Below are 14826 nucleotides of genomic sequence, written 5' to 3'. Positions count from 1 at the left end.
AAATTTCCATTACATCATAACAACATCAAACTGCTCTTGTATGTACAGAGGCTCAGCCTGGATTTTAACTTGTTTACCAATAAACACTTCAAGCTCAGCAAGCGCATGAGACTCATCGCCCTCTAACGCTTCAGCAACCGCAGCTGCAGCATAAACCACAAACTTGTCAGCGTCGTAGGCACGGTTGACACGAGTGATCTCTCGAAGTATCTCATAACAGACGGTTTCAACTGTCTTCACGCTGCCACGACCTTCACAAGCAGGACAACTCGAACACAGAATATGCTCAATACTTTCACGAGTGCGCTTACGCGTCATCTCTACTAAACCAAGCTGTGTGAAGCCATTAATGTTGGTCTTTACACGATCTTTGTCTAGCGCACTTTCTAGGGAAGTTAGTACTCGCTTACGATGGTCTTCAGACAGCATATCGATAAAGTCGATTATGATGATGCCACCTAAGTTACGTAAACGCAGTTGACGAGCAATCGCTTGTGTCGCCTCTACATTGGTGTTGAAAATCGTCTCTTCTAGGTTACGACGACCAACAAACGCGCCGGTGTTGATATCAACCGTAGTCATTGCTTCCGTTTGGTCGATGATCAGATAACCACCAGACTTGAGCTCGACTTTACGATCTAGAGAGCGCTGAATTTCATTCTCAGTATCGTACATATCAAAGATAGGCTTATCACCTTCATACAGCTCAAGCTTATCAGTCAGCTCTGGCACGTATTCAGAAGTAAACTCTTTAAGGTTTTCATACTCAAGGCGAGAATCGACCTGAATCTTGCTCAGTTCCGTTCCCACGAAATCACGTAAGATACGCTGACTTAAACACAACTCACCGTACAAACGAGTGCGCGCTTTATGCTTGCCACGGCGTTCCAATACTTTGAGCCATAGACGCTTCAAGAATGCCGCGTCTTGTGCAAGTTCGTTTGAATCAGCGCCTTCTGCAGCAGTACGGATAATAAAGCCACCATGCTCATCACAGTAATGAGAGACGACCTTCTTAAGACGATTACGCTCTGATTCGCTATCGATACGTTGAGAAACACCAACGTGACTCGCCCCTGGCATAAACACGAGGTAACGAGATGGCAGAGTGATATCAGTGGTTAGGCGGGCACCCTTGGTACCAAGCGGGTCTTTTACGACTTGAACCACAATGTCTTGCCCTTGACGAACAAGCTCTGAAATATCGCGAACCTGAAATTGCTTCTTTTCATTTTCAGCGACACATTCAGTGTGTGGGACAATATCAGAGGCGTGTAGAAAAGCTGCTTTCTCAAGACCGATATCCACAAACGCAGCCTGCATTCCCGGAAGAACACGACTAACGCGACCTTTATAGATATTTCCTACGATTCCGCGTCGAGCGTCTCGTTCGATATGGATCTCTTGAAGAGTTCCCCCTTCAATCATGGCCACGCGAGTTTCACTCGGGGTCACGTTCAGCAACAATTCAGCACTCATGGTGCACCTCAGATTAGTAATTATAAGAATTCTTGCAGTAGCTGGTCCGTTTCAAATAAAGGTAAGCCGACAACGGCGTAATAACTACCTTCGATTCGGGTGACAAAGCGCCCCCCCAAACCTTGGATCCCATAGCTACCGGCTTTATCGCATGGCTCCCCTGTTTGCCAGTATTGTTCTATTTCTTTTTCACTGAGGGGTTTAAACCATACGTCGGTAATAACGATTTCTGTTTTTTGTTTTTCTTGTGAAACCACTGACACAGCCGTCATCACTTGGTGACGTCCATTAGCTAACTGAAGCAGCATACGCTTAGAGTCAGAAAAATCCGCGGGTTTCTCGAGCACTTGCCCTTGGCTAACGACAACCGTATCAGAACCAAGCACTACAGTATCAGAACCAGAAGCGCCCTGCTGCTCTTCAGAAGGTTTCGCAGCCAATAAAGACAACGCGGCTAAGGCTTTATCTAAAGATAGTCGCTTAACGTACTCTTCGGCGGTTTCTTGAGTGTGTTTACACTCTTCAACATCGGTGACTAAGACAGAAAACTCATAGCCGAGTTGAGATAATAATTCTTTGCGGCGCGGCGAACCGGATGCCAAAACTAAATGTTTCTTTTGCATTGTCATGTTACCTCACATGCCAATGGCGACGCACACGTCTCATTAACAAGAACATCCAAGGCCAAAGTATACAGTTTATCAATGCACTCCATAACGATAATGGATTGAAAACGACATCTTGGATCAAATATTCACCGAAGAATATCAGCACCTCAAACAATACCGTTAACGCCGCAATGATCATGGCTTGTTGCCACAGCGCCATATTACGAATTACGAGGAAGTTTAACGCAACAATGTACATCACGATTGCCATCATCATGCCTCGAATACCTAATGTAGAACCAATCAAAAGGTCCCACAATAGGCCAAGAATCAAAGCGCTGCCCACGTTAACACGATGCGGCAAAGCCAGAACCCAGTAACAAGTAACCAGCAATAACCAAGACGGTCTGAACAAGTCTAAACTGCCTGGCCATGGAATGGTTTGCAGAATAAGGGCGATCAATAATGAACAGCCAATTACTATCTTGCTTCTTAAAACGCTATTGGCCATTTTCATCCTCTAACATTGCTTGCTCTATGTTGGATTGATCGGTTTGTTTCTGTTTGTTTTCGTCAGGCCACACAAGCAGCAGATATCTAAGCTTATCAAACTCAACCACAGGTTCCGCTTTGATTACCGCAAACTCACGTTTCGGATCGTAATCAACCTTAGAGACATAAGCGACTGGGTAACCTTCTGGATAAACACCACCAAGCCCTGACGTTACCAAGAGGTCTTCTTCCTGAATGTCAGTACTGGTTGGAATGTGCTCTAGCTGGATTTCATCAATCATGCCATTGCCAGAAGCAATCACACGGATATCGTTACGGATAACCTGGACGGGAATCGCATTGTTTGCATCCGTCAGTAGCAAGACTCGACTATTGTGAGCCGCAACAAAGGTCACTTGACCAACAATACCTTTCTCGTTGATCACCGGCTGACCTTCATACACCCCATCAATCTGACCTTTATCGATCACGACTTGATGACGGTATGGAGAGGTATCAACGGCCATAACTTCAGTAACGACTTTCTTTTCATCACGGATAAACGGAGAGCCTAATAGCTTACGAAGGCGCTTATTTTCTTCTTGATATTGCTCAAGCAGAATTAGTTCACTCTTCAGTCGCAAGACTTCTCGCTTCATATTATGGTTTGATTCGATCAGTCCTTTACGAGTGCTAAAACGGTCGTATACACCGTCAAACATCGTGCGAGGTAGGTTAGCTGCATATTGAATTGGGGCAACCATGCTGTTCAATAGATAGCGGACATTTGAGAAAGCATCTAAACGACTATCAGCCAGCATAAGGCTGGCTGATAAAATTACAGCAAAAAACAGGCGCAATTGTAGAGAGGGACCTCTACCAAAAATTGGCTTCATTCTATATTTGATCCTAGAGCTACATTTGATCCTATAGACAAGGTCCTAGGCTCTTTACATAAAACTAGATAATAAAAGAGCCTAACACTAGATATTATTCTTCGCTGAACAGATCGCCGCCGTGCATGTCGATCATCTCTAGGGCTTTACCGCCACCTAGAGCAACACACGTTAGTGGCTCTTCTGCAACAACAACAGGGATACCTGTCTCTTCTGTTAGCAGACGATCAAGGTCTTTAAGCAGTGCACCACCACCTGTTAGTACCATACCGTTTTCTGAGATGTCAGAAGCAAGCTCTGGTGGACACTGTTCAAGTGCAACCATCACTGCCGATACGATTCCAGATAGAGGTTCTTGAAGTGCTTCAAGGATCTCATTTGAATTTAGGCTAAAGCTACGAGGCACACCTTCAGCAAGGTTACGGCCACGTACTTCGATCTCTTCTACTTCATCACCAGGGTAAGCTGAACCGATTTCGTGTTTAATCTTCTCTGCCGTCGCTTCACCGATCAAGCTGCCGTAGTTACGACGAACGTAGTTGATGATAGCTTCATCAAAACGGTCACCACCGATACGAACAGAAGATGAGTAAACCACACCGTTTAGAGAGATAACCGCAACTTCAGTAGTACCACCACCGATATCAACAACCATAGAACCCGTTGGTTCTGATACGCGTAGGCCAGCACCAATCGCTGCAGCCATTGGCTCATCGATTAAGTAAACTTCACGAGCACCAGCACCTAGCGCAGATTCACGGATAGCACGACGCTCAACTTGCGTTGAACCACAAGGTACACAAACCAAAACGCGAGGGCTTGGTTTAAGCACACTGTTGTCATGCACTTGTTTAATGAAGTGCTGAAGCATTTTTTCCGTTACGTAGAAATCAGCAATTACGCCATCTTTCATTGGACGGATCGCTGAAATGTTACCAGGCGTACGACCAAGCATTTGCTTAGCAGCGTGGCCCACAGCAGCGACACTTTTTGCAGAACCCACACGATCTTGGCGAATAGCTACAACTGAAGGCTCATCAAGAACAATGCCTTGGCCTTTTACATATATAAGGGTATTGGCAGTACCTAAGTCAATCGATAGGTCGTTTGAAAACATGCCACGAAGTTTTTTAAACATATTCTTCGCTCATCCTGCAAGAATTAGAAGACAAAAATTGCACTAAATGTACCAATGCCTTGCTGTCACGGCAAGGCATTGAAGTATAAACATGGACTGAAATCCGCAATTTCTTACAGATTCCTAACTTAACCATCAAAAATTATATTATTACTGACCTGTTAAGCCGCTTTCACCTCGGTAAATAACGCGATCGTTACCACGGTAGATGCCAAATGTGACGACGGTGGAGGGATCTTCATCGCCTAGTTGGCGCCAATTGTATTGCAACCAAGGTTGATCTTCGTAATCTGTCGAACATGATATGTCATTTTCGCCCGTCTTCTTGCTTGGTTTCGAATCACCCATTCTTAACCATAGACGGACTTGCTCACGCGGCGTATCTGTACCTGCAGGCGTATTTTGATTCGCGGTGACCTCTTCCTCACCATCATCTACGCTGCCACTGCCGTTAAGCGAAGCTAACGTGGTTATCGCCCCGTCACTGTGCCAAATCACTTGTTTACAAGCTTTTGAACCATCAAAGGCGCTGCGACTATCATCATCGTTGACGACAAATTCGCTGCCATCCCAGAACTCAGCTCGCAATGGAATAGTTAGAGTAGTACCGGAATTACCACCAATATCATCCAGTGCCATTCGACCATATCGAGCAGGAGGTTGAACCAGAAACTCTGCAGAGTCTGTCAAAGTATCAGAATCAGTAAATGACACAGGATCAACGCCGTCTATCGTTAAGCCGAAATGGGTAACTGTAGAATTAGCATCCGATGTATTAAAAGGATTATCCTTGCGGCTAACCCCATCAGAATCGGTGACTCGCTTAAGAACAGCTGCACCATCGTTCAACAACCAATGCTTGCGATCAGTAGACCAAGTGCCTGCCCCTGTATCCAGTAAGAACTCATTATCGATAGCAGTGTCATCTAGAACACCAAATTTCGCCTGTAAGTCTGAATGGAAGAAACGATAATTGTTAAGCGCGTTGCCGACACCGCTTTCACCTGATGCCATTGGATACACTTGATGAACGCTTGAGTCATAAGACTGACTCAAATAAGCAATATCGTTTTGATTCGCGACATTCCATTCAGGGTTCTCTTGCAGGAAGTATTTAGGATAGAAGCGGCCAATGGATTTACTTCCCTTAAAGCCACCTAAAATGGAGCTGTAAAAGCTCCCGGTTTCAGTTGCAATAAAGTTAAAACTACCTACTTCTGAATATCTCAGACCATCAAATTTATAGCCTTTGTTGCTGCGGTCATTCGGTGAAATCTGTTTAGTTAATCGCGCTTCAGGGGTTAGCTCACCCAGTTCTGCATCAGGATAATCCGTAGCTGAAGGGGTATCTAGAGTTGTTGTAACTTTCACGCTTGCCGTCGATTCAAAGTAATTATTCGTCAACAATCCATCATCAGAACAAACATCAGATGAATCGGTATACTTTATCGGACGAGCATAAACATCGAATGCCTCTCTAGCGCCAGTGAAACTGTCTGAGTCTTTATCTTTGCTGTTTCCATCCGATCCCTTATTCGTGCAAATCGCAAATTTCCACGGGCGAGAATAGATAGCAAAGCTCCCCTCCACATCGTAGCTCCCATCTTCAGGGCAACCAGCGAAGCCTGTACAATCAAAGCTACTGTCTTTTAAAGTTACGTTGAAGAGCCCTGATTCAGAGATCGTTAAATCAGTAGTTGCGCTGCCTTCTTTGAACTCAGGTAAGTAAGTCAGCGAGCCATCAGAGCCACTCCAAGAACTATCAAGTTCGTGAGCAATGGTAACTTCATCCCCAGCTTCGCCGGTATAGTTTTCAGCAACAACAATTGAGTCGCCAGAATCACATGCTAGAACTTTAGTTACTGTTGGCGTAGCCTGTCCTGCAATAACATCCAAACGATTTGTCGGATTATCTCCATCCATTAAAGAGAACTTAAACGGCACGAATTTGAATTGGCTTTCAACTTCTTTTCCTGAATCGTCGACCAATATCGCCGTTAACTTATATCCGGTATCAAAATCAATATTAGCAGTATTGTTAGCGACAACTTTTAAGGTTAATTGGCCATCGTCATTTGAAACATAATTAGGATAAGTGCCAGAACCTTTTAGCACCGAAACGTCGAATTCATTAGCGTTTGGCGTAATACCTACAGTAACGCCTAGACTTTCCGCCACACCGTTATTAGAGGTATTAATGGTAAATTGAGGAGAGTCATCACCACACATCAAAGCTAAATCGGTAGCAGGAGAAATATCTATTTCATAGTCATCAACTGGTACGATACAACTGGTCTCAGCATGAATTAAAGCGTTTGATGACATATTCACAGATTTGGCAGAGACTGCACCATACACCCTAGCATTTCCACTCATATCCACGTTTTGTTCACTGTAAAGTAAACCTACAAAGGTTCCATTTCCATTTAGGCTTACAAATGGACTGCCACTTGTTAATACGTTCACCCTAAAATGAGTGTCTCCCACAAGAACTGGCTTATCACCATTCCAACGAATGATTGGGACTCCCACATAACCATCATTATTTACTGATAAGTTTTTAGTGAAAACGGTCACCGTATCGCCACTCTTGACGCGTAATTCCCCCGTGCCATTGATATTGAGCGAGCCAATCTTATACTTACCAGACTCTATTTCGACCACAGCACCAGTACCAATTGAGATACTGTCATATTCGTAGATCTTCACACCACCAACAGTGATAGGTAAGGAAGTGACATTGTGGGTATAAGGGATATCTAACGAATTGCCTAAATTATCTGGTACATCTTCTAATGCTTCTTTATCAATAAGTAAATCATCTAAGCCAAAACATTGCTGGCCTTCACAAGCAGCAAGTGTTCTATCATTCGTTTTTGAGTCTAAAAAGCCGACATAACGATTTCCACCATCCCTCAATGCACCGACAATTTTAGGAGATCCATTAATTTCCAAACTACCATTTGAACCTTTCCAGGTTTGTACTGGACTTTTATTATTAAAGCCTTCACAAATGCCTATATCATTAGGTCTATCAAACATAAAGAAGCCCACATCCTCTTTAACGTGACCACGCTCTTTATCTTTATCCATGTCTTCTTCAACGACAAAATAAACTTTATTCTTAGTCACATCACAGCGACGCAGCCAACCACCATTGCTTCCGTCGCGAGAATTTTTATTGGCAACTAAAATAGGAGGAGCATCAAACCCTGCAAACGAAATATCCGTTGACTCCAAGCACCCTTGCTCTATCGGAGAGATAACTTTCTCGTTTAATTCAGTTGTTTTTAAGGTTTGCCCATCACCAAGCCAAAAGCGTGCACCTTGAATAAAGCCGTTGCCTTCACCTGCTACGAAACCCACAGTCTCTCTCTGGGACAGGTAATTGTTACTCGTCACCTCAGACTTTTCTAATGATAGAAAGAACTTGTCTTTTCGGACTTCTCGCGCCATACCCGTAAACCATTTAGAACTGTTTCTTTTAGTTTGAGGTTGGACAAGGACACCAGGGGTATTAGAGAAGTTAGAAGGTAAGCCATAATCCTGGTAGTTAATTGTAACTTTGTTATTTCGTTCACTTTGAATATGTGAGGCTGCCACCTTGGTTTCAATTGTTCCCGCCACAATCTTAGCTTTGCTGCCCAAGGTAATAACACCAGGCTCAATAACGAAATAATCGATATTGTGCATTTGAGCATTACGCACAAAATTAACGTTATTAGCAGCATTTCGATGAGGAGCAACCTCTTGGACAATGGTTGCGGTTAATCTTGTTGTATCCGTAACGGAGGCTGTTGAAGGTAATTCGGTTTGGTTAAGAGATAACTTCGACAAATTTGCATCGATTGTAGGCATCACGAAAACCAATGGCTTGGGTTTTGCCGAGTCGTAAGTATTATCAAAAGTAATCGTACAGGTACGTTTACCATTCTGTGCTGTTGTACATTCAGAATCAGTTAACGTCCCAAACTCGAATTGGGGGTTTTGATTAATAGGGGGAATTCCAGAGCATGCGTCTACTGGATCTGTTCTATATAAACAAGTTCCATGAACCACACTATCATCATCTTTAAAGTATATCGTTGCCCAATTATTATTAGCAGCCGTAGCATCTCCGAGAATAATAGCATCATCATCTAAGTTAATATTATGATTAGTACTATCAATATTCCCCGAAACCTCTGAATCCGAAACACTTAACTGCCCAACAGCAACAACACTACCACTGATACGAGAGTCATCACTAATTATTATCTCGTTATTATTCCGATTAGATACATCTCCTACGACTTCAGAATCATTAATGGTAATTTTGGTCCCTCCGTCGACATCTCCCTGCACTATAGAACCATTTTTTATTTCTATTTCATTTAAAGTGCGATTCGATATACCACCACTAATAGTTGAATCATCAACAGTAATTTTGGATCCAGCATTGACATTCCCCCAAACAACAGATTCATCCTTTATTTCTATCTCATTATTCGTTCTATTAGTAACCCTGCCATTAACTTGAGAATCAGAGATAGTAATTTTAGTACCGCCATCAACGTTTCCAGAGACCCATGAGTCAGACTCTAAAACGATCTCGTGGCTACTAACGTTAGATACTGAACCTCTAATGATCGAGTTTTTCGTTGTTACCTTGTTGTTTACAGCTATATCAGCACGTAAGTCTGAGTTTTCAAAATAACTATCACCGCTAGAGCCGCCTTCTAAGAAAACTTTATTGTTATTGTGTGTGAAATCACTGTTAATCAGTTTAAATCCACCACTAGCCCACAATGTTGAACCACTGTTCATTTTTATATATGCGTTATCCGCGTCAAATACTCCGTTACAGGAATAAGTTTTGGAATTACCACCACTAACACTTGTACTACCAGAACATAGGGAGTCGAAGTGCCTCCAGTTATTTAAGTTGTAATTAGTCTGTGCATAAGAATCAAAAGACCAGCACGAAAATAAAAAAAGTAGGGGAAGGGTTCTTAGAAAATTTATACTATTCATGTCACTATTCCCTCACCCAAACTTCTTGAATACGCTGTACTTGGTTTATACCCGAACCACAGATTGCTGTTGATTCAATTTTGAAAAAGCCAACACCATCTAGCACACCGATTTGTCGACAAGTTAATTGCTCTACGGTACAGATAGTCGACATCCCACCACTCACTTGGTTTGAGTTTAAGTTGCTACACACAGTGCTCACACTGGTTGAGACCGCAGGCGAAACGGCTAATGGATAAACTTGAGTGAGTGCCCACTCATTAGCGGAATGTGCTAATAACCAAGCCTGTGTTCCAAGCTGTTTGCGAGTCAATGTATCGTGGTTTGACCATTGTACTTGCACTAAAGAAGTCGCAAGAAAGCCCATCACCACAATAACAAATACTGCGACGACCAAAACACTACCTTGTTGGGATGATTTTCTATGGCGCATTGAGTACCTGCACATCTTGTTGGTAAACGCTCACTTCACTATTTTGCTCAAGCACAAGGTCAATATGAATCACACCGCCTCTTTGCAAGCTTGGCTCTTCGTAACGAAAATTACTTTCAGCATAATTTATGCTATCCGCCACAGTGATTCCGTTACGTTGAATTAACCCTTGGTTCTGAATAGTATCGCTCACTAAGCAGTAACTCACCGAGGCGCTCCCATCATAAATATAATGGCGCTGAGCAATAGACTGGCTGCTAAGACTAACCGATGGAGCTGTGAAGACATTATCCGTGGAAACTAACCCTGAGACCGAAATCCGCTTAGTCGAACCAGCCCCTAGCTCCGAGTAATTGGTTGGGTTAATAATTAAAAAATCGTCAGCGTCGAGTATTGGAGAGTTTTGCCCGATAATAAAGTTCAAGTTATCTGTCGCTTCATCAAGGTGGTAGAAACCAGAATATTTAATAGCGTAAAAGGTAAGACATTTCTGAGCAAAAGCCGAAGCAGGCATAATGCTCGAATCAAAACTGTTAGGAACTGCGTGGCTTATCTCGCGCGACATTTTCTCTACAACAAACTGCCCTTTTACTTGCACCTTTTGTCTATCAATTGTGTCGACGTAACCTTTCATGCCGTACTCAACAAAACCTGCGATCGCTAAACCAATCACACCAACAACGACAATCGTTACAATCATCTCAATTAAGGTGAAACCACGTTGCTTCATTAGTAGTTCCCCTTGTAAGCGATAACGCTGTAGCGATTGTTACCACCAAAGATCTGTATCTCAATACGCTTCATCGTGCCAATCGAATTATCATTAATTCCGTCCATGTTTTGATCATAAAACACCGATACTTCGACTCTGAAATTAGCATAACTGCCTTCAATATTTTCATCTAGGATATTAGCTAGCGGATACTTAATTGATGAGACACAAGCTGATTCCGTGGTATCTGTGTACCAACAACCGATATAGTCATCGACATCGTTAAAAGCTGCGGGCGTTGCCTCTGAGCCATCAACGCCAAGTTCATTAGAGGCAGAACAAGCAGTCGCACCCGCATCCCCGCAACGCACCAGACCACCATCAAAATCACTATGTTCATCAAAACCACGTGCCAATATTTGGTTCATCAAACTTTGCCCTAACGCGACTGAGCGGTTTTGATACTGTGGATCAGCTGAACTTGCCACTTGTGGTGTTAAAAAGCTGGTAATTGTGACCATCGCAATGCCTAGGACGATAATCACAACAATACTTTCAATCAGAGTAAATCCACGTGAGCGAATCATAAGCAAGTTCCCTCTCGTACATAGCCCTGAGAATTAATACAGACTTGGGCGCTATTGCTCGAAGTGGTTGAGTTAATCGTAATATTAACGCCAGCGCTTACTGAAGGGTTCCCTAATAGATCAAAATCGATAATCGTATTGTCAGGAGAAAATGTTATATCTGACTCACGCACATAATCACTACGAGCATCGGCTTGTGATTTTTGAGCACTATTCGATAAATTTAAACTACATGCCGAAACCGAACCTAAGCAGTCACTATTGATCGCAAGACGGAAACTATCATTAGCAGAAGAAACGTTTGATTGCATTCGATTAACTTGGATTTGACGAATGACGGAGATGGCTTGCTCTTGCGCAGAAAAAATAGAGAAGCTAGAAGTACCAACGAAGCGGCTCGCGGCAAAAGTGGAAACAATACCGAGAATAATAATAACGATGATCAGCTCTACCAGAGTAAAGCCTTTAGATATGGAGCTGCTATCCATTATTAGCCTCTAACTGCCTAGCGAATACCAATTATATAAGATAACGAAGTTTACGATCTTATGTATATGAATAGTTTTAATATTTATGTGCTATAGATAGAAAAAAGGCCAGCAGGTGCTGGCCTTCAATAGCTAGAACTAACTAGTCATTACAGTTACGAATAGTAATAACAGGCTCAGCAGAGCTGCTTGCTGCAGCCTCATAAGTAAGGTGACAATCTGTGTTGCTATTGGTAAATCCATAGCCAACACCTGCAGTTGCACCACTAACTAGAGTCCAATCTGCAGTTAAACCAGATACAACTTGAGTCAGAGCGGCAGAGGTCGCTTCAGGGTAACCAAAAACAACTGTAATATCAGTGCCTGTACCTACATCAAGAGATGAAGATGCAGCAGTCTCCACGCCTGCAATAGCCGCTTTGCCATAAACAATACCAGCCGCACCATTAATAGCACCTTTTAGTCCCTGTACTGCGGATGCACGAGCATCATCTTGCAGGTTAAGGAAACGTGGTGCCGCAGTTACAGCAAGAATACCTAGAATAACAATTACAACCACTAGTTCGATTAGGGTGAAACCGCCTTGTCTTTTCATAGTTAAGCTCTCTCTATGTTTCATTTTACGCAGACTTACTGCAAAGTTACGGTCACACGACCAGTTTTAATTTCGTAAACAAATTCATGCTCGGTACTACCCTCTAATTGAACGTAGGTACAGGTTGCATCACCAGAATTTGCTTGCGCTGAATACTTGTAGTTTGAGTTGTTCGCTACATCTGCAACAGGGCCCACTTTCGGTGGGTTTTGCAGCAAGTTTTCCATCAACTCAGAACATGTTTGGTCTGAAATATCTTGTGGCGCAGTGCCAGAATTGTTGTTCAGGGTCCATGGATAACCATCTCGAAAATCAGTATCCACATTGCTACTGTTCTTTGATCTTGTTAACCAAAAATCAACACCATCATAATTTACAGTATTGTATGTTTCAACACCTATCTTCTCTGACGGCCTTGCTTCTGCTTCCCATTGTGCTCTTGCTGACAGAACTGCCGTTGCAAAGCCACCAGCGACACCTTCAATGCTTGATTTCTTGGCTTCATCCGTCACGTCGAGAAAACGAGGTAACGCAGCGACCGCCAATAAACCAACGACTACGATCACTATCACTAATTCGACAAGGGAGAAACCCTTTTGATTCTTAAGCATTTTCTACCTACTCATCTAATTATTAACGCGCATTATACATTCGCGCTCGTATAAAACCATACTAAAACTGTCAATATTTTCACAAAGCCAAAATATTGGCTTTCACGCTAAACCTTTCGCTCTTGAGTAATATATCTATCTGATATTTATCACCATAATGATAACTACAATAAAACTGTTTGTTATCACTTTGGTCTTCAACTCTTGGAGAGTTTAGCCCTAGAATGCTCTTCGGTGGATACAATTCATCCAGCCAATAATTACAGTCAACCTCCGAGTCTTGAATGGGCATTATCCACCCAGTTCTGCTGTAGCTTTTTGGGTATTCAGAGTTGCTTTTTTGTTCTGCACCTTTAAGCAAATATTGCTGTTTGAACAGGTTTGCTTGTTCAAGGATACGCTTACTTGCCACGATTAATGCCGTATTGGTCGCATCTTCTTCTACTGACTCCCATGCAGAAAGTAGCCCTATAGTTAGAAAAAGAATAACCACAGTCCAAATCACAAAACGTGAGCGTTGTAGGTTATTTAGCATTCCTTAACCTTTGATTGCATCCAGCATTCCCCACATAGGTAAGAAAATACCGAGAGCAAGAATCAACACCATGCCTGCTACTATGGTCAACAAGATCGGTTCTATTCTTGCGGTCAAGGTTTTAAGATCATAATCGACTTCTCGATCATAATAGTCAGCCACTTCGAGTAATAGCTCATCGATACGACCCGTCTCTTCACCTACCGAGATCATTTGTATCACCAGCGGTGTGAAAATTTCGCTGTTAATCGCCGTCGAAGAAACCGTACTGCCCGCTTCGATAGCCGACTTCATGGCTTGTACCCGCAGCTCTAAAAAGCGGTTATCCAAGGCTTCAGCAGATAGTGCTAACGATTGGTTCAGCGGCACACCCGCTTTCAGCATCAAAGCAAAGGTACGCGAAAAACGTGACAGTAATGCTCGGTTCACGACCCCACCGATGACAGGTATCTTTAAGCGAATCCTGTCCCACTTCTCTAGGCCTTTGTCCGTCTTAACCCAGGCTTTAAAAGCAAAGATAAGACCAAAAATCACGCCGAGCATAATTCCCCAGTAATTAACAAAGAACTCAGACATGCCTATTAAGATACGGGTCGGCAGTGGCAAATCGACGCCAAACCGAGCGAACATGCTGGAGAACTGTGGAATAACCTTGATGTTAAGTATGAACATCGCGATCAAAATAAAGCTGATCACGAAGGTTGGATAGCGCATCGCGGTCTTGATTCGCTTTCGAGTCTCGACTTCTTGTTCGTAGTAACCCGCTAATTGCAACAAAGCCTGATCAAGACGACCTGTATTTTCACCAACACCGATCATAGAAACAAACAGTGGGCTAAATACTTTAGGGTGCATCTGCATCGAAGCCGCCAGTCCACGACCATTGGTTAACTCTGCGACCACCTCTTCAAGAGCAGCCTTCAACTGCTTATTTTCGCAGTTTTGGGTCAGGCCTTTCATCGACCTTAATAGCGGAACCCCCGCTTTAGTTAAGCTGTATAACTGGCGGCAGAACAACACCAGGACTTCAAGTGGCACACTCGGTGAGAATAGAGCAGAGACGTCCATATCTAATACGGAACCACCACTTTTCCCGAGCTTAATCGAGGTTGGGATAATACCCTTACTCATCAAGCTTTCAGCGGCAAGATCTTCGTTATTCGCGTCTAATTGGCCACTGACTTGGCTGCCATCAGAGCTGCGACCTACATAACGATACGTTGGCATATCACTCTACCC

14 protein-coding genes are annotated in these 14826 nt (G+C 43.2%); all 14 read right to left on the bottom strand.

Features of this window, described 5'->3' with window-relative positions; genetic code table 11:
* Positions 1 to 9 precede the first annotated feature (9 nt).
* The 14 genes from rng to F0232_RS09260 all read right to left on the bottom strand — a co-directional run bounded on the left by rng (position 10) and on the right by F0232_RS09260 (position 14814).
* A complete protein-coding gene (gene rng / locus F0232_RS09325) occupies positions 10 to 1479 on the bottom strand; it encodes a ribonuclease G (RefSeq protein ID WP_004740839.1) in 1470 nt (489 codons plus the stop codon).
* Positions 1480 to 1499: 20 nt separating this feature from the next.
* Positions 1500 to 2102, bottom strand: a complete 603-nt coding sequence (locus F0232_RS09320; RefSeq protein WP_061033575.1) for a nucleoside triphosphate pyrophosphatase — start codon at positions 2100 to 2102, stop codon at positions 1500 to 1502.
* A gap of 7 nt (positions 2103 to 2109) precedes the next feature.
* Positions 2110 to 2598 (bottom strand): rod shape-determining protein MreD, encoded by a 489-nt coding sequence (gene mreD, locus F0232_RS09315; protein ID WP_019826951.1) that lies wholly within the window; start codon positions 2596 to 2598, stop codon positions 2110 to 2112.
* Entirely contained in the window at positions 2588 to 3475 is an 888-nt protein-coding gene (gene mreC, locus F0232_RS09310; protein ID WP_008220573.1) for a rod shape-determining protein MreC, read from the bottom strand. The genes mreD and mreC overlap by 11 nt, the downstream gene beginning before the upstream one ends.
* Before the next feature lie 94 nt (positions 3476 to 3569).
* Positions 3570 to 4613 (bottom strand): rod shape-determining protein, encoded by a 1044-nt coding sequence (locus tag F0232_RS09305; protein WP_004740843.1) that lies wholly within the window; start codon positions 4611 to 4613, stop codon positions 3570 to 3572.
* 150 nt (positions 4614 to 4763) lie between these two features.
* Positions 4764 to 9419: a DUF6701 domain-containing protein gene (locus F0232_RS09300; protein ID WP_105059034.1), complete on the bottom strand. Its 4656-nt coding sequence runs from the start codon at positions 9417 to 9419 to the stop codon at positions 4764 to 4766.
* A 211-nt stretch (positions 9420 to 9630) separates the two neighbouring features.
* A complete protein-coding gene (locus F0232_RS09295) occupies positions 9631 to 10059 on the bottom strand; it encodes an MSHA biogenesis protein MshP (protein ID WP_105059035.1) in 429 nt (142 codons plus the stop codon).
* Complete coding sequence (locus F0232_RS09290; protein WP_061033522.1) at positions 10049 to 10789, bottom strand: prepilin-type N-terminal cleavage/methylation domain-containing protein; 741 nt, start codon at positions 10787 to 10789, stop codon at positions 10049 to 10051. Before F0232_RS09290 ends, F0232_RS09295 begins: the two co-directional genes overlap by 11 nt.
* Positions 10789 to 11358, bottom strand: a complete 570-nt coding sequence (locus tag F0232_RS09285; RefSeq protein WP_061033521.1) for a prepilin-type N-terminal cleavage/methylation domain-containing protein — start codon at positions 11356 to 11358, stop codon at positions 10789 to 10791. Before F0232_RS09285 ends, F0232_RS09290 begins: the two co-directional genes overlap by 1 nt.
* Positions 11355 to 11846, bottom strand: a complete 492-nt coding sequence (locus F0232_RS09280; RefSeq protein WP_105059036.1) for a prepilin-type N-terminal cleavage/methylation domain-containing protein — start codon at positions 11844 to 11846, stop codon at positions 11355 to 11357. Before F0232_RS09280 ends, F0232_RS09285 begins: the two co-directional genes overlap by 4 nt.
* Positions 11847 to 11988: 142 nt before the next feature.
* The gene (locus F0232_RS25180) at positions 11989 to 12441 is read right to left on the bottom strand and encodes a type II secretion system protein (protein WP_105059037.1); all 453 of its coding nucleotides are present in this window, start codon (positions 12439 to 12441) and stop codon (positions 11989 to 11991) included.
* 35 nt (positions 12442 to 12476) lie between these two features.
* Positions 12477 to 13052 (bottom strand): prepilin-type N-terminal cleavage/methylation domain-containing protein, encoded by a 576-nt coding sequence (locus F0232_RS09270; RefSeq protein WP_019826964.1) that lies wholly within the window; start codon positions 13050 to 13052, stop codon positions 12477 to 12479.
* A 79-nt stretch (positions 13053 to 13131) separates the two neighbouring features.
* Positions 13132 to 13587 carry a hypothetical protein gene (locus tag F0232_RS09265; protein ID WP_061033518.1) on the bottom strand — a complete coding sequence of 152 codons (456 nt, stop codon included), beginning with the start codon at positions 13585 to 13587 and terminating at the stop codon, positions 13132 to 13134.
* 3 nt (positions 13588 to 13590) lie between these two features.
* Positions 13591 to 14814, bottom strand: coding sequence for a type II secretion system F family protein (locus tag F0232_RS09260; RefSeq protein ID WP_061033517.1), 1224 nt, complete (start codon positions 14812 to 14814; stop codon positions 13591 to 13593).
* Positions 14815 to 14826: the final 12 nt, after the last annotated feature.

The organism is Vibrio sp. T3Y01 (assembly GCF_013114525.1).
GTDB classification, from domain to species: Bacteria; Pseudomonadota; Gammaproteobacteria; order Enterobacterales; family Vibrionaceae; genus Vibrio; species Vibrio chagasii_B.
The sequence above is the reverse complement of the archived record's forward strand: the minus strand, read 5'-3'. Positions and strand labels throughout refer to the sequence as shown.